Annotated in this window: 11 protein-coding genes and 1 pseudogene; 5 read left to right on the top strand and 7 right to left on the bottom strand. The window is 69.7% G+C overall.

From position 1 onward, the window contains the following. Positions 1 to 2: 2 nt before the first annotated feature. The 7 genes from G472_RS0122785 to G472_RS35075 form a co-directional block, all read right to left on the bottom strand. Complete coding sequence (locus tag G472_RS0122785; protein ID WP_051341163.1) at positions 3 to 998, bottom strand: TRAP transporter substrate-binding protein; 996 nt, start codon at positions 996 to 998, stop codon at positions 3 to 5. Positions 999 to 1,104: 106 nt separating this feature from the next. After that, the gene (locus G472_RS0122780) at positions 1,105 to 1,845 is read right to left on the bottom strand and encodes a FadR/GntR family transcriptional regulator (protein ID WP_029010218.1); all 741 of its coding nucleotides are present in this window, start codon (positions 1,843 to 1,845) and stop codon (positions 1,105 to 1,107) included. A 505-nt stretch (positions 1,846 to 2,350) separates the two neighbouring features. Beyond that, a complete protein-coding gene (locus G472_RS0122775; protein ID WP_029010217.1) occupies positions 2,351 to 3,331 on the bottom strand; it encodes an Rpn family recombination-promoting nuclease/putative transposase in 981 nt (326 codons plus the stop codon). A 157-nt stretch (positions 3,332 to 3,488) separates the two neighbouring features. Then, on the bottom strand, positions 3,489 to 4,916 hold the full coding sequence (gene uxaC / locus G472_RS0122770) for a glucuronate isomerase (RefSeq protein ID WP_029010216.1): 1,428 nt from the start codon (positions 4,914 to 4,916) through the stop codon (positions 3,489 to 3,491). 47 nt (positions 4,917 to 4,963) lie between these two features. Continuing rightward, positions 4,964 to 7,366 carry a glycoside hydrolase family 31 protein gene (locus tag G472_RS0122765; protein ID WP_029010215.1) on the bottom strand — a complete coding sequence of 801 codons (2,403 nt, stop codon included), beginning with the start codon at positions 7,364 to 7,366 and terminating at the stop codon, positions 4,964 to 4,966. A 7-nt stretch (positions 7,367 to 7,373) separates the two neighbouring features. Next, on the bottom strand, positions 7,374 to 8,675 hold the full coding sequence (locus G472_RS0122760; protein WP_029010214.1) for a TRAP transporter large permease: 1,302 nt from the start codon (positions 8,673 to 8,675) through the stop codon (positions 7,374 to 7,376). After that, complete coding sequence (locus G472_RS35075) at positions 8,675 to 9,364, bottom strand: TRAP transporter small permease (protein WP_211100241.1); 690 nt, start codon at positions 9,362 to 9,364, stop codon at positions 8,675 to 8,677. The genes G472_RS0122760 and G472_RS35075 overlap by 1 nt, the downstream gene beginning before the upstream one ends. Positions 9,365 to 9,633: 269 nt before the next feature. Between G472_RS35075 and G472_RS0122750 the strand changes: the two genes are divergently transcribed. From G472_RS0122750 to G472_RS35070, 5 genes and pseudogenes are all read left to right on the top strand, one after another. Next, positions 9,634 to 10,614 carry a TRAP transporter substrate-binding protein gene (locus G472_RS0122750; RefSeq protein ID WP_211100240.1) on the top strand — a complete coding sequence of 327 codons (981 nt, stop codon included), beginning with the start codon at positions 9,634 to 9,636 and terminating at the stop codon, positions 10,612 to 10,614. A 51-nt stretch (positions 10,615 to 10,665) separates the two neighbouring features. Then, the gene (locus G472_RS0122745; RefSeq protein ID WP_029010212.1) at positions 10,666 to 12,495 is read left to right on the top strand and encodes a glycoside hydrolase family 2 protein; all 1,830 of its coding nucleotides are present in this window, start codon (positions 10,666 to 10,668) and stop codon (positions 12,493 to 12,495) included. Beyond that, positions 12,492 to 13,241: an FCD domain-containing protein gene (locus G472_RS0122740; RefSeq protein WP_029010211.1), complete on the top strand. Its 750-nt coding sequence runs from the start codon at positions 12,492 to 12,494 to the stop codon at positions 13,239 to 13,241. The genes G472_RS0122745 and G472_RS0122740 overlap by 4 nt, the downstream gene beginning before the upstream one ends. 63 nt (positions 13,242 to 13,304) lie before the next feature. Beyond that, a complete protein-coding gene (gene uxuA / locus G472_RS0122735; RefSeq protein ID WP_029010210.1) occupies positions 13,305 to 14,477 on the top strand; it encodes a mannonate dehydratase in 1,173 nt (390 codons plus the stop codon). Between the two features lie 182 nt (positions 14,478 to 14,659). Continuing rightward, positions 14,660 to 15,038: pseudogene (locus G472_RS35070) on the top strand (hypothetical protein); the annotation flags it as partial.

Raw genomic sequence — 15,038 nt, 5'->3', positions numbered from 1 at the left:
CCTCAGCGAGCAGCCGCCTTGTCGACGTCGGCCAGCAGGCCCGGCCGGCAGTTCTCCTCGGCGTATTTCGCCAGCACCGGGCGTGCCGCGGCGCGGAAAGCGGCGCGATCGGGCTCGATGAAGGTGACTCCGCCCGCCTTCTCGATCTCGGAGCGGATGCGCTCATCCTCCCGGGTGGCCTCGTCGTTGAGCCAGGTGATGGTCTGCGCCAGAGTTTCGTCGAAGGCCTTGCGCTCCTCGGCGTTCAGCGACTCCAGGAACCGGCTGCCGGCCAGGACGATGTTGTAGGTCCACACGTGCCCGGTCAGCACGATGTGGCTCTGCACCTCGTGGAAGCGGTTGGCGTAGATGGTGGCCAGCGGGTTCTCCTGGGCGTCGAACACCCGCTGGCGCAGGCCGCCGTAGAGTTCCGACAGCGGCAGCGGCGCCGGCAGCGCGCCGTAGGCGCCGAAGACCGCGGCCCGCAGGTTGTTGGTAACGCGCATCTTCAGACCCTTCAGGTCCGCCGGGGCGTTCACCGGGCGGTTGGCCGTGAGGTGGCGCGCACCGCGGCGGCCGATGCCGACGATCTCGATGCCGTACTGCTCCCGGATGCGCTGCGACACCTCCCGGCCGACGTCGCCCTGCCAGACGCGGAAGCCGTGATCCTCGTCCTCGTAGACGTACTCGGCCTCCAGGCACTGGTACTGGGGCGCCACGTGCTGCAGGGCGACGGGCGAGGAGAGATTGATGTCGATCTCGCCGCTGGACAGCTGCTGCAGGTGCTCCCGGTCACCGCCCAGCGTGCCGCCGGGAATGACGTTCATGGTGAGACCGCCGTCGGTGCGTTCCTTCAGCAGGCCCGCCCAGTGCTCCAGGGCCCGGGTGCTGACGTCCTTGGAACTCAGCGTGGTGGCGGCGGTGATGCGGCGGGCGTCGGCGGTCTGGGCGTAGGTCATGGTGCCGAGCGCGACGGCGATGGCCAGCCAGGAAGCGGCCGGCCTGCGGAAGCGATGCATGGTGGTCCCTCTCGTTGGCAACAGGGGGGTGTCCGACCGCCCGGGGGGCGGCCGCTGGTCTTCCCGACCACCCTCCGGAGAGCGGTCGGACCGGTGCGGGATCGCGTCAGCCGGTCGGCGGAATCGGGCCGCCGGACAGGGATTGCGGCTGCATGTGCTCGAACATCAGGGTCCGCGCCCGCCGGGCGTCGCGCGCGGCGATGGCTTCGAAGATGCCCCAGTGCTGGGCGCTGCGGTCATCGGCCGGGCGGGGGATGAAGCCGCAGCTTTCCCAGGCGGAGCGGAAGTACCGGTGGGCGTCCCGCTGCACGGCCGCGAGATAGGGATTGCCGGCGGCCGCCCCGATCATCGCCTCGAAGTTGAGGTCGATGGCGAAGGCCAGGCGGGTGCGCATGGGTTCGGAGTCCGCCTCGGTCAGGTAGCGGCGGATGCCCTCCAGCTCGTCGTCGGTGATGATGCGGGCGGCCAGTTCCGCCGCCTCGCAGTCGATCAGGCTGCGCACGGCGGTGGCCTGAACCAGCATGCGCCGCCGCTCCTCCGAGCCGAGCGACGAGGGATCGAGCAGGACCAGGCGTTGCGGTTCCCTGACGAAGATGCCGACGTTGGGTCGCACCTCCACCACCCCGTAACCGGCCAGCAGCTTCAGGCCCTCGCGCACGGCGGCGCGGCTGACCTGGAGCGCCTCCGCCAGATCGCGCTCCGTCGCCAGGCGGTCGCCGGTCGCCAGACTCTGCCGGGCGATGAGCTGCTGGATCTGGCGCGCGACCATTTCCGGCACCTGCTGCCGGGCGATGGGAGTAAGGCCGGAGGCGGTCGGGACGTCGCGGGACGGGAATTCGGGTGGCATGGCGGCACTCGGGTCTACCGGTGCTCAGGTGGCCTTGTAGTCTTGTGGTCAGACCACCGGAGCGGTGAAGACGAACCTAACCCCGAGGTGCAGCCTTTTGCAAGCGAATAGTTTGCTCGGTAAACAGGCTGTGGAAAAGGCGTGCGTTGCGCTGATCGGCCCGCCTATGGCGGCGGCGTGGCCGGCGCCGGGGGTTGCCGCCATGGCCGCGGTCGTCCGGGCGCGTGGCGTGATTCGACGCTGCAAGATCGACGATGCACCACGTCTGATCTTCCGGCTGAGCGATCAGGTGTGGATCCGGAAGAGCGGGGCGTTGGCGACGCAGTCGAGAGCCTGGTCGAGAGGGATAGTGGCGACGCCGAAAGGGCCTGCGTCACATGTTCGTGAAAAAAATGAAAACAGCCAAGGGTACGGCCTTAACAACACGGCGTCTCACCAAGACTATACGTTTATTTATTCTTTCATAATTGGAATCAACGTCTTACGATTTCCGTCCGCTGCCGGTTCAGTGTGACCCCGCCTCGTCGAACACCGCCTCCAGGGTCGGGGCGTCCAGCGCCCGATCGAACCACCGGTCGAGTGCATCAAGGTCGGCAGCATTCACCCTTGCGCGCACCGTATCGGACACCGGACCAAAGCGCCGGTTCAACAGACGCAGCAGCGTCCGCGCCTGCCCCTCGTGCAACCCCTCGGCCTTGCCCTTGGCCATGCCCTTGGCCTCGCCCTCGGCGATCCATTCCCGTGCGGCCAATGACACCATGCTTCCCTCCCCCTCCGGCTTGGCCTGATGGATGGCCCGGATCAGCATCGGGCGGTCAACGCCCTCGTACACCGACAAAATGTACACCAGAAGCGGCCGGACCAGGGGGTCGTTTTCCGGCAGCGCCTCCAGGATCGACACCAGCACCGGCCACGGGTCGGTCTCCCGCAGGGCATACTTGAGCGCCAACAGCCCCGCCCGCAAGGTCGCCAGGTCCGACAGGCGCGCATCGTCGATACGGCCGAGGTCGGTCAGGGCGTAGGCGAAATCCAGATGATGGCGGCGGACGGACTCGTCAGCGGCGATCAGCTCGCGGAACGCCGTCGGTACCGTCCATGCCCGGGCTCCGTGGTACACCACCAGCGGGATGATCGCCGGCAGGGCCCGCAGCCGCGCCGGATCGCGCCCGGCGTGACGCTGCCAGATGCGCAGCATGTAGCCCAGCAACTGCAGCGGCAATCCCGGATCGGGCACGGATTTGTGCTCGACCAGCGCGTACAGGAACGCCTCGCCGCCGCCGCGCGTGCGCACCCTGAACAGCCGGTCGCTCCGGCTGCCGCGCAGGTCTTCGTCGATGAAGCTGCCCTCCACCGGCTCCGGCGGATCGTCCGACAGCAGCGCCGCAATGCCGCCCGGCAGGCGTTCGCGGATCAGCGCGCCGGCCACCCGCGGGTCGTCGGTCAGCGCCTTGAACAGCTTGTCGTGCGGCTGGGACGGCTCGGACATGAGGGCTTCCGCGAGAGTTCCGATCCGGTGGTGAGTGACCCGGCGTCCGATGTCAAGCCGGCGGTCAGCTTGTGGATCGGGCGCCACCCCACATCCCGACCGCTTCGTGCCAGCCGGCGCTCCGGGTGGCCGGCCGACACGGATGCGATCCGGCCCGTCACCCTCGCGGACGCCCGCCGTCCGGCAGGAACCACGCGGCGGCGTTGCGGTAGCAGACGTCGGCCACGAGGTCGGCGGCGAGGTCGTGATCGGGGGGGATCATGCCGCGGTCCATCCAGTCGCCGACCATGGCGCAGAACAGCCGGCGGAAATACTCGTGCCGCGGAAACGACAGGAACGAGCGGCTGTCCGTCAGCATGCCGACGAAGGTCGAGATCAGCCCCATCTGGGCCAACTGGGTCATCTGGCGCCGCATGCCGTCGAGCTGGTCGTTGTACCACCAGCCCGATCCCGCCTGGATCTTGCCCGGCAGGGAACCGTCCTGGAAATTGCCGGCGGTGGTGACGATGATCTCGTTGCGCGACGGGTCCAGGGAATAGAGGATGGTGCGCGGCAGCTCCCCCGTCCGGTCGAGCCGGTCGAGCAGCGCGTTGAGCGGCGCCGCGATGGCGCGGTCGCCGATGGAATCGCCGCCGCAGTCCGGCCCCACCCGTTGGAACAGCGCGGTCCTGGTGTTGCGGATCGGCCCGATGTGAAGCTGCATCACCAGGTTGCGGCGGGCGTAGGCGCGGCCCAGGGCGACCAGCACGGCCCCCTGGAAGTCGGCGATCTCCGATTCCTCCGGGGCGGTGCCGGCGCGGCCCTTGCGCAGGATGGCGCTCAGCTCCCGCTCGGTCCGCTCGGCGCCGTGGCGCAGCACCTCGATGCCGTGGTCGGTGGCCACGCACCCCGCCGCTACGAAGTGGTCAAGCCGGCGCTCCAGGGCCGCCACCAGATCCTCGAAGCCGGCGATGGTCAGGCCGGACGCTTCCTCCAGCCGCTCCATATAGGCGGGGAAATCGTCGCGCTCGATCTTGAAGGCGCGGTCGGGGCGGAAGCTGGGCACCACCCGGACGCCGGGGTCGGCCTCGCCGCGCAGGGCCAGATGATGGCGCAGATCGTCGCAGGGATCGTCGGTGGTCCCCACGAGGACCACGTTCATCCGCCGCAACAGCCCGCGCGCGCCGAACTCCGGCCCGGCGAGCTGCGCGTTCGCCGCCTCCCACACCCGGTCGGCGGTGCGCGGTGACAGGATCGTGCCGTCCAGGCCGAAGTAGCGGTAAAGCTCCAGGTGGCTCCAGTGATGCAGCGGGTTGCCGAGGGCCCGCGGCAGGGTCGCCGCGAAAGCGTCGAACTTCTCGCGGAAGGTGGCGTCGCCGGTGACGCGCCGTTCGTCGATGCCGGCCCAGCGCATGGCCCGCCATTTGTAGTGGTCGGCCTCCAGCCACAGGCGGCCGATGGTGTCCCACCGGGTGTCCGCGGCGATCTGCTCCGGCGGCAGGTGGTTGTGGTAGTCGACGATGGGCAGCGGCGCGGCGACCTCATGGTAGAGCCGGCGGGCCGTCTCGCTCTCCAGGAGGAAGTCGGGTCCGAGATAGGGCATCATGGGGGCGTCCTTGCGGTCCGGAAACGGGATGACGGCGGGGCGGTGCCTCACGCGAAGGGCACGCGGGTGCCGGGGGCGGTCGGGCGGCCGTTGACCGACAACGGGCGCCCTTCCCCGGCGGGCAGCCACACGGTGGCGCCGTCGTGGGCGGGCCGGTACGGGCCCGACGCCGTCCAGACCAGCCGCAGGGCGGCCCCGTCGCCGTCCAGCGTGAAGCGGGTCAGCCGGTGGTCGCCGGCCAGGGCCGCGGCGGACACGCCGTCGTCGGCGTATTCCAGGGACTCCGTCACGGCCTGTCCGGGGGCGGGGAACAGGGCCCACGTCCGCTGCACGTCGCGGGCGGAATCGGCGCGGGTCAGCCCCTCGGCCAGGGGGAGGACGGCGCCGGCCCGCACGAACAGCGGGATGGTGGCCAGGTCCACCGGCAGCACCAGCTCGGTCCCGCCGGGATGCCAGGTGCCGGCGTGGAAGTCCCACCAGCCCGTGGCGTTGCGCGGCAGCCGCACCCGCCGCTCCGCCGCACCCGGCTCCACCACCGTGGCGACCAGCAGGTCGGTGCCGATCATGAAGTCGTCGGTGTCCTCCAGGCACGCGGCGTCGTCGCCGTGGTCGAGGAAGGTGGGGCGCAGCATCGGCTCGTCCTCGACCACGCAGCGGTAGAGGGTGGTGTAGAGGTAGGGCATCAGGCGGTAGCGCAGGCGGATGGCGTCGCGCACCAGCGGCGTCACCTCCGGGTACATCCACGGCTCGTTCACCGTGCCGTCGTCGTTCCAGGAATGGATGGTGAAGCGGGGATGGAACACCCCGTTCTGCACCCAGCGGACGAACAGCTCCGCATCCGGCCGCGGGCCGGAGAAGCCGCCGACGTCGTGGCCGACGTTGAACAGGCCGGACAGCGACATGCCCAGGCCCATGCGGATGTTGTAGCGCAGGGTGTCCCAGCCCGTGCGGTTGTCGCCCGACCAGGTCTGGGCGTAACGCTGCAGGCCGGGGGCGCCGGAGCGCGAGATCAGATAGGGGCGCCGGTCCGGGGCGAAGGCGGTCTGCGCGGCGTAGGAGGCGCGGGTCATCAGCACCGGCATCAACGGCCGGATCAGGCCGATGTCGATGGGGTCGCCGAAGCCCTCGCAGCGGGCGGTGGAGTCCCACACCTCGAACTCGTTGTTGTCGTTCCAGGTGGAGCCGATGCCGAGTTCCAGCAGCGTCTCGGTGACGTTGCGCCGCCACCAGGCCACGGTCGCGGGGTTGGTGAAGTCGAGGTGCGAGCCCTCGTCGTCCCAGAAGGCGGACCGCTCCGGCTGCCCGGTGTCGCGGTCGCGCACGAACAGCCCCTCCCCGGCCACGCGGTCGTATTCGGGATGGTCGCGCAGCAGGCACGGCTTGATGTTGGCGGCGAGGTGGATGCCCGCGTCGGCGAACCGGCGGGCCATCCCCCGGGGGTCCGGCACCTTGTCGCGGTTCCAGTGGAACACGTAGCGCTTGGTGCCGATGGAGGTGTAGCCCGACGACAGCTGGAAGCTGTCGCAGGGGATGCCGTGCTGCGCCACCAGATCGACGAAGCCCTCCAGCCGCTTCTGGGCATCGGGAGCGTCGGTGTAATGCATGGTGGAGCCGGAGTAGCCGAGGCTCCACAGCGGCGGGAAGGCGGTGCCGCCGGTCAGGCGCACATGGGACTTGACCACCTCCAGCACCGTCGGCGCCCAGCGCACGTAGAGGTCCAGGTCGCCGTCTTCCGCCCGGTAGGCGCGGAAGGGCTTGTGGTAGTTGTCCAGCTCGTTCCCCAGGTCGAACCGGCAGCCGGCCAGGTTGTCGTAGAACAGCCCGTAGGCGCCGGCCGATCCGGTGCGGGTGACGGTGAAGGGGATGTGCTTGTAGAGGGGATCGGTGGAGCGGGCGTCATAGCCCATGGCGTCGAGGTTGCGCATCTCGTAGCGGCGGCCCGTGCGTTCCAGCGGGCCGGCCTTCTCGCCCAGGCCGTAGACGCGGTCGTCGGGGCGGCGCAGCAGGAAATGGGCGTGGGCGTGGCTGCGCGCGCCCACCATGTAGGCGCCGGTGGGCCGGTCGGCGGCGAACGGCACGAAGCTGCCGTCCTCCCGCCTCGCCTCCCACGACAGGGCCAGCGGCGTCGTCACCGTCAGGCGCAGCGCGGCGGTGGTGAGGACCAGCCGGCCGTCCGACACCTCCGTTGCGAAGGGCGGGCAAGGAAAGCCCGACAGGTCGGTCCGCGACCGCCCCTCGAGGGGGACGTCGCCGGCCGCGGCACCGCCGGGGGCGGCGGCGGGGGCGATGCTCCACGTCCGGTCCAGGCGCAGCGCCCCGTCGCGGCGCAGAAGCACCCGCACCAGGGTGTCGTCGAGCACCCGGATCGACAGGCGATGGCGGCCCTCCACCAGAAGGTCGACGCCGGTGTCGGTCGTGCGCTCCGGCTGCCAGCTCCGCAGGGTCTTCATGGTGTCCTCAGTAGTTCAGCAGGAGCCGGGGCAGCGCCAGGCTCAGGGACGGCGTGTAGGTGATGACCATGAGAAGGACGATCAGCACCGCGTAGAAGGGCAGGAGCGGCTTCAGCACGCTGCCGATGGAGACCTTGCCCACCGAGCAGCCGACGAACAGGGCCGAGCCGACCGGCGGCGTGCAGATGCCGATGCACAGGTTCATGGTGATCATGACGCCGAAATGGACGGGGTCCATGCCCAGGTCCTGCGCCACCGGCAGGAAGATCGGCGTGAAGATCAGCAGGGCCGGCGTCATGTCCATGAAGATGCCGACGACCAGCAGGATGATGTTGATGGTCAGCAGCAGCACCACCGGATTCTCCGACAGGGCGAGCAGCGCCTCGGAAATGGTGTAGGGGATGTCGGTGAAGGCCATCACCTTGGACATGGCGATGGAGCAGCCGATCAGCAGCAGCACGATGGAGGTGGTGACCGCCGATTCCAGGATGATCCCCGGCAGGTCGCGGATGCCGATCTCGCGGTACCAGAACAGGGCCAGGAACAGGGAATAGAGCACCGCGGCGGCCGACGCCTCGGTGGCGGTGAAGACGCCGCCGACGATGCCGCCCATGACGACGACGATCAGGCCCAGCGGCAGCATGGCGTCGAGGGTGCGGCGCAGCACCTCCGCCCCGCTCGGCCGCGGCTCCACGGGGTAGCCGCGCCGCTTGGCGATGATGCCCGCCACCACCATCAGGCTGAGCCCCATGAGGATGCCGGGGATGTATCCCGCCAGAAACAGGGCGGCAATCGAGGTCCCGCCGCTGATGAGGGAGTAGACGATGAAGGTGGTGCTGGGCGGGATCAGCAGCCCGGTGGGGCAGGACGCGATGTTGACCGCGGCGGAGAACGCGGGGTCGTACCGCTCCCGCTTCTGCAACGGCGCCATGACGCCGCCCACCGCGGCGGCGGCGGCCACCGCCGACCCGGAGATCGCCCCGAACAGCATGTTGGCCAGTACGTTGCAGTGGGCGAGCGAGCCCGGCAGCCGCCCCCCCAGGACCTTGGCGAAGGCGATCAGCCGAAGGGCGATGCCGCCCCGGTTCATGATGTTGCCGGCCAGGATGAAGAAGGGGATGGCCAGCAGCGTGAAGCTGTCGAGGCCCGACGCCATCTGCTGGGCGGTGATGTACACCGCCTGGTCGAAGGACATCAGCACCAGGAAGGTCACCACCGTGGCGATGCCGATGGCGAAGGCAATCGGCACCCCCAGCATCATGAGGGCGCCGAAGACCCCGAAGAGCGCCAGCGTGCTTTGCAGTTCCATCACCGGGTGCTCCCCTGTTTGGTGGCGTGACCGGCCGCGCGAGTCCCGGCGGCGGTGTCTTCGGTTGTCCTGCCGGCCGCCGTGGCGGCGGGCGCGGCGGCGGTGGTGCCGGCGGGGGCGGCCGGGAGTTCGTTGTCCTTCTCCGCCCCGTCGTCGCCGTGCATGTGCGCGGCCAGGCGGGGATCGGCGAGGAAGGCGGCGGCGTAGAACAGGATCAGCACGCCCGCCGCGGGAATGGCGCCGTAAACGTAGCCCATGGGCAGGCGCAGCACCGGCGTCACCTGCCCGCTGGCCAGCGTGCGCATGGTGAGCTCATAGCCGCCGTAGACCATGACCACGGCGGCAAAGCCGGCCACGAACAGGGTGATGACGGCGCGCAGGATGCGGCGGCGCGGCGGCGACAGCCCGGCCGCGACGATGTCGATCGCCAGATGCCGCGCCTGGCCGAAGGTGTAGGCGGCACCGAACAGGGCCGCCCACATGAACAGGAAACGGGCGATCTCGTCGGTGACCGTGGTCGGCGCGCCGAGCACGTAGCGGGAGAACACCTGCCAGAAGACGCAGGCGACCAGCAGGACGAAGATGGTGACGATCAGGCTGCCGAGGACGGCGTCGACGGCGCGCGTCGCCGTGCGGATGGCCCCGCCGAGGGGCGGCGGCTGGTCCACGGAAGGGGGATGGTTCGGCAAGGTCTCCTCCCGGAGGCGCGGACGGGGACGGTTCGGCCGTCCGCTGGCGTTGTCGGCCCGGCCGCACCATGGCGGGAACCCGGCCTCTGCGCCCGACTGTCCTCCCTTTCCCGAAATTGGTCAACCAATTTTCGGATTCTGGTTGACTGCTGATTTGAATTGGCCAACCATGAGGCCCCGACAGTGAGAGGGGTCCGGCCGCACCATGGTGCGCCGCCCCGGTGATCGGCCGGTTGCGACCGGATACGCAAAAACCAGGAGGAATCGACATGGAGATGCGGATTTGCGCGGGTGCGCTGGCCGGCGCCGCGCTGCTGCTGGCGGGCGGTGCGGCGGACGCGCGCACGCTGAAGCTCAATCACAACAACCCCACCGACCACCCCGTGCACATCGCCGCGGAGGACATGGCCAAGCGGGTGAACGAGCTGACCAACGGCGCGCTGAAGATCCGCGTCTACGCCAACGCCCAGCTCGGCACGCAGCGTGAATCCATGGAGCTGATGCAGAACGGCTCCCTGGACATGGCCCGTTCCAACGCCAGCGAGCTGGAGGCGTTCGAGGAGTCCTACAGCGCCCTCAACCTGCCCTTCATCTTCGCCAATGAGCAGCACTATTACGACGTGCTGAGCGGCGAGGTCGGCGACGACATCCTCATGGCGTCCAGGGACAAGGGCTTCATCGGCCTGGCCTATTACGTCGAAGGCGCCCGCTCCTTCTACGCCAACAAGGAGATCCGCTCGCCCGACGACCTGAAGGGCATGAAGATCCGCGTGCAGCCCAGCCCCACCGCCATCCGCATGGTGGAGCTGCTGGGCGGCACCCCGACGCCGATCGCCTATGGCGAGCTGTACAGCGCCCTGCAGCTCGGCGTCGTGGACGGTGCGGAGAACAACCCGCTGGCCCTCACCTCGGCCCGCCACGGCGAGGTCGCCAAGGTCTATTCCAACAACGAGCACACCATGATCCCGTCGGTGGTGATGATCTCCACCAGGGTCTGGGACAAGCTGCCGGAGGACCAGCAGAAGGCCCTGAAGCAGGCGGCCCGCGAGTCCATGGACAAGCACCGCGAGTCCTGGAACGACCAGGTCGCCAAGGGCATCGAGAAGGCCAAGGCGGAGATGGGTGTGCGGTTCATCGAGGTGGACAAGGCGCCCTTCATCGACGCCGTGAAGCCCATGTACGACGAGGCCGCCGCCAAGTCGCCGCGCACCGCCGACCTGATCACGCGCATCCGCGCCCTGGCGAAGTAAGCCCGGCCGGCCCGTCCTCCCGCCCGACCATCCCCATTGGAGTGAACGCCCGTGCTTGAGCGGTCCGACCTGGCGGAAAACGCCCTTCAGGCTCTGCACGACGAAGCCTACGGCGTTCCCTTCGATCCGCGGAACCTGAATCACCGCACCATGGTGTTCACGGGCGGGCGGGACGGCCGGTCGCTGAACGGCGACTGGACCTTCTGCGTCGATCTGCTGGACACCGGCCTGCGCCAGAAATGGTACGCCATGCAGCCCATGGCGCCGGAGGAGCGGACCGAGCCGTGGGATTACGATCCCTACGACGGCGAGACCGTGCCGGTCCCGTCGTGCTGGCAGATGCTCAAGGAAAAGTGGTATTTCTTCGAAGGCAGCGCCTGGTACACGCGCCCGCTGGACATGGACGCGGCGGATGCGGAGGACGCGGACCGGCGGTGGTTCCTGCGGGTGGGTGCCGCCCAGTACGATTGCAAGGTGTTCCTCAACGGCGTGTTCCTGGGCAACCACGTCGGCGGCTCCACCCCCTTCTTCGCCGAACTGACCGGGCACCTGAAGGCCGGCCGCAACTGGCTGATGCTGATGGTCAACAACACGCGCACCGCGGACCGGGTGCCCATGCGCAACACGGACTGGTTCAACTACGGCGGCGTCTACCGCGAGGTGGAGCTGTTCGCGATGCCGCGGACGGTGATCCGGGACCTGTTCGTGCACCTCGCCGCCGATGACGGCTACGACCGCATCCGCGCCGCCGTCGAGGTGGACGGCCCCGCCGCCGCGGCGCGCCTGGAGATCCCGGCGCTGGGCATCGACGTGGCGGTTCCCCTGGACGCCGACGGGCGCGGTGCGGTGGAGGTGGACGCGCGGCCCGACCTGTGGTCGCCGGAAAGCCCGACCCTGTACGACGTGGTGCTGAGCGCCGGCGGCGACCGGGTGTCCGACCGGGTGGGGTTCCGCCGGATCGAGCGGGTCGGCGACGAGATCCGGCTGAACGGCCGCCCGCTGTTCCTGCGCGGCATCTCGGTGCACGAGGACGACGAGGCCACGGGCAAGGTCACCGGCGAGGAGGACCTGCGCCGCCGCTTCGCCCACGCCCGCGAGCTGAACTGCAATTTCCTGCGCCTGGCCCACTACCCCCATCACGAGCGGGCCGCCCGTCTGGCCGACGAGCTGGGGTTCCTGCTGTGGGAGGAGATCCCCGTGTACTGGGCGATCGCCTTCGACGACCCGCGCACCTACGCCGATGCGGAGAACCAACTGCTGGAGCTGATCCGGCGGGACCGCAACCGGGCCAGCGTGATCATCTGGTCGGTGGGCAACGAGAACCCGGACACCGACGCCCGCCTCGCCTTCATGAGCGGCCTTGCGCGCACGGCCAAGTCGGCCGACCCCACGCGCCTGACCTCCGCCGCCTGCCTGGTGAACCACGCGCGCAAGCGCATCGAGGACCGGCTGGCCGAGCACATCGACGTCATCGGCATCAACGAGTATTACGGCTGGTACGAGGAGAACTTCGAGGATCTCGTCGACATCGGCCGCAATTCGGCGCCGGGAAAACCCGTGGTGATCTCCGAGACCGGGGCCGACGGCGTCCGGGCACCGCAGGGCCCGGCGCGGGGTCTGTTCAGCGAATCCTACATGCGCGAGGTCTACGAGAAGCAGATCGCCATCCTGCGCAATCTGTCCTACGTCAAAGGCATGTCGCCGTGGATCCTGTACGACTTCCGGGTCGAGCGGCGGCAGAACGTCTTCCAGCGCGGATTCAACCGCAAGGGCCTGATCGCCGCCGACAAAGCGACGAAAAAAGAGGCGTTCCACGTGCTGTCCGCGTATTACGCGCAGCGGCGGGCCGCAGCGGAGTCGGAAGCGGAGGACGGGCGATGACGGACACGACGGGCAAGCGCCGCTATCAGGACGTGGCCGAGGCGCTGAAGCGCGAGATCGTCGCGAAGGGCTACCGGATCGGCGACCGCATGCGCACGGAACGGCAGATCTCGGCCGAACTGGACGTCAGCCGCTCGCTGGTGCGCGAAGCCGTGCTGATGCTGGAGATCGAGGGGCTGGTGGAGGTCCGCAAGGGCTCGGGCATCTACGTCGCCCGCCTTCCCGAGGAGGGGGGGACCAGTGCCCGCGGCGACATCGGACCGTTCGAGCTTCTCCAGGCCCGCCAGGTGCTGGAGAGCAGCATCGCCGCCTGCGCCGCGACCACCGTGACCAAGGCGGACATCGTGCGCATGCGCGAGGCGCTGGACATGGAGCGCCGCGGCATCGAGGAGGGGCGCGACGACTACTCCGGCGACGCCCTGTTCCACCGCCTCATCGCCGAGGCGACCCAGAACGGCGCCCTGGTGGACGTGCTCGACGATCTCTGGCGCAAGCGCGAGAACAGCCCCATGTGGGCCCGCCTGCACGACCGCATCTTCGACGCCGGCTACCGGCGCCAGTGGCTCGACGACCACCAGGCGATCCTCAGCGCGCTCCAGTGCCGGAACCCCGCCCTGGCGCGCCAGGCCATGTGGAACCACCTGGCCAACGTGCGCCGGACCCTGCTGACCCTGTCGGACGTCGAGGACCCGGATTTCGACGGGTACCTGTTCGACGCCGATCCCTCCATCGCCCGGGCCGGCTGACGGCCCCGGCCCCTTTCCCGCCGGATTCCCCGTGCGCATTCCTGACGACAAGGCGTTGACATCATGAAGCAGACGTGGCGCTGGTTCGGACCGAACGACCCCGTTTCCCTGGCCGACATCCGGCAGGCCGGTGCCACCGGCGTGGTCACCGCGCTGCACGACCAGCCCAACGGCGCGGTCTGGCCGCCCGAGGCGATCGCCGCCCGCAAGGCCGAGATCGAGGCGGCCGGCCTGACCTGGGACGTGGTCGAGAGCATTCCCGTCCACGAGGACATCAAGGCCGGCGTCCCCGGCTGGGAAACCCACGCCCGGGCCTGGGCGCAGACGGTGCGCAACCTGGCGGCGGCGGACATCCGGCTGGTCTGCTACAACTTCATGCCGGTGATCGACTGGACGCGCACCGATCTTGCCTATGAGCTGCCCAACGGCGCCCGCTGCCTGCGTTTCGACCAGATCCGCTACGTCGCGTTCGACGTGTTCGTCCTGGAACGCCCCGGCGCCGCGGACTCCTACCCGCCGGAGATGGTGGAGGCGGCGCGGGCCGCCCACGCGGCGATGACGCCCGACGACATCGCCACCCTGACCCGCACCATCATCGCCGGCCTGCCGGGGGCGGAAGAGAGCTACACCCTCGACGCCTTCCGCCGACGGCTGGCGGCGTACGACGGGATCGACGCCGACACCCTGCGCGGCCGCCTCAAGGCGTTCCTGGACATCGTCGTCCCGGTGGCCGAGGAGGTGAGGGTGCGGCTGGCCATCCACCCCGACGACCCGCCGCGTCCCCTGTTCGGCCTGCCCCGCATCGTCTCGTGCATCGACGACATGGCGGCGATCACCGCCATGCGGGACAGCGTGGCCAACGGCTTCACCCTGTGCACCGGGTCCTACGGCGTGCGCGCCGACAACGACCTGGTCGACATGGTGCGCACCCACGGCGACCGCATCCATTTCGTCCACGTCCGCTCCACGCGGCGCGACGGCGACGACGGCCTCAGCTTCCACGAAGCGGCCCACCTGGACGGCGACATCGACGTGGTGGCCATCGTGCGCGCCCTGGTGGAGGAGGAGCGCCGGCGCGGCGGCGGCGACGTCATTCCCTTCCGCCCCGATCACGGCCACCAGATCCTGGACGACCTGCGCCGCGTGTCGACCCCCGGCTACCCGGCCATCGGCCGCCTCAAGGGCCTGGCCGAGGTGCGCGGCGTCGAACTGGCGGTGAAGCGCCTGCTGCCGTAGGGTGTCCCGCGGCACGCTCTGCCGATCAATCCAAGGCATTGATCTGTCAGAGCTTGTTCGTGGCAGGGGCGTCCCGGCTCGCGGCGGTCGGGATGCTACTTTAAGGAGAACAGGGGTGTTGCGGCGGGCGGACGGGCTGGCAGAGCTATGGCCATCGTCAACAGCGCCCGGGCCAGCATTCTATGGGCACCGCCACCGCCGTTCGTCCCGCAAGCACCACTCCGGCATCCCGGGACGCGTTTTCGGACGTTGACTCCTTCGTCGACGAGGTGCTGGTCGAGTTGACGGCCATGGCGGCGAAGGGCACGCGGCCGACCCGGTCCGGACCGAAGCCGGCGCTGACCGGGGCCGCCCTGCGCAAGGCGATCATGGCCGTGTGGTGCGTGTGCTTCTGCGGCATGCAATGGCGCGCCATCGGCCAGCTCTCGGGCATTTCCTTCGGCACGCTGTATACGCTGTTCGCCCGCTGGGCCCGGCTCGGGCTCTGGCGCCGCTTGCTCGACCGACTGCGCCGGACGTGGCGCTTGGCCTGCGGCGACACGGCGGAGCCGAGCACCGTCG

This window comes from Azospirillum halopraeferens DSM 3675 (genome assembly GCF_000429625.1).
In the GTDB taxonomy this organism is placed as follows: Bacteria; Pseudomonadota; Alphaproteobacteria; order Azospirillales; family Azospirillaceae; genus Azospirillum; species Azospirillum halopraeferens.
This window is presented reverse-complemented; position numbering and strand designations above follow the sequence as displayed.

Coding starts and splice junctions, on each gene's coding strand:
- uxuA (WP_029010210.1), top strand. CDS start 13,305: ATGAAGCAGACGTGGCGCTGGTTCGGACCGAACGACCCCGTTTCCCTG.
- G472_RS0122780 (WP_029010218.1), bottom strand. CDS start 1,845: ATGCCACCCGAATTCCCGTCCCGCGACGTCCCGACCGCCTCCGGCCTT.
- G472_RS0122760 (WP_029010214.1), bottom strand. CDS start 8,675: ATGGAACTGCAAAGCACGCTGGCGCTCTTCGGGGTCTTCGGCGCCCTC.
- G472_RS0122775 (WP_029010217.1), bottom strand. CDS start 3,331: ATGTCCGAGCCGTCCCAGCCGCACGACAAGCTGTTCAAGGCGCTGACC.
- G472_RS0122750 (WP_211100240.1), top strand. CDS start 9,634: ATGGAGATGCGGATTTGCGCGGGTGCGCTGGCCGGCGCCGCGCTGCTG.
- uxaC (WP_029010216.1), bottom strand. CDS start 4,916: ATGATGCCCTATCTCGGACCCGACTTCCTCCTGGAGAGCGAGACGGCC.
- G472_RS0122740 (WP_029010211.1), top strand. CDS start 12,492: ATGACGGACACGACGGGCAAGCGCCGCTATCAGGACGTGGCCGAGGCG.
- G472_RS0122765 (WP_029010215.1), bottom strand. CDS start 7,366: ATGAAGACCCTGCGGAGCTGGCAGCCGGAGCGCACGACCGACACCGGC.
- G472_RS0122785 (WP_051341163.1), bottom strand. CDS start 998: ATGCATCGCTTCCGCAGGCCGGCCGCTTCCTGGCTGGCCATCGCCGTC.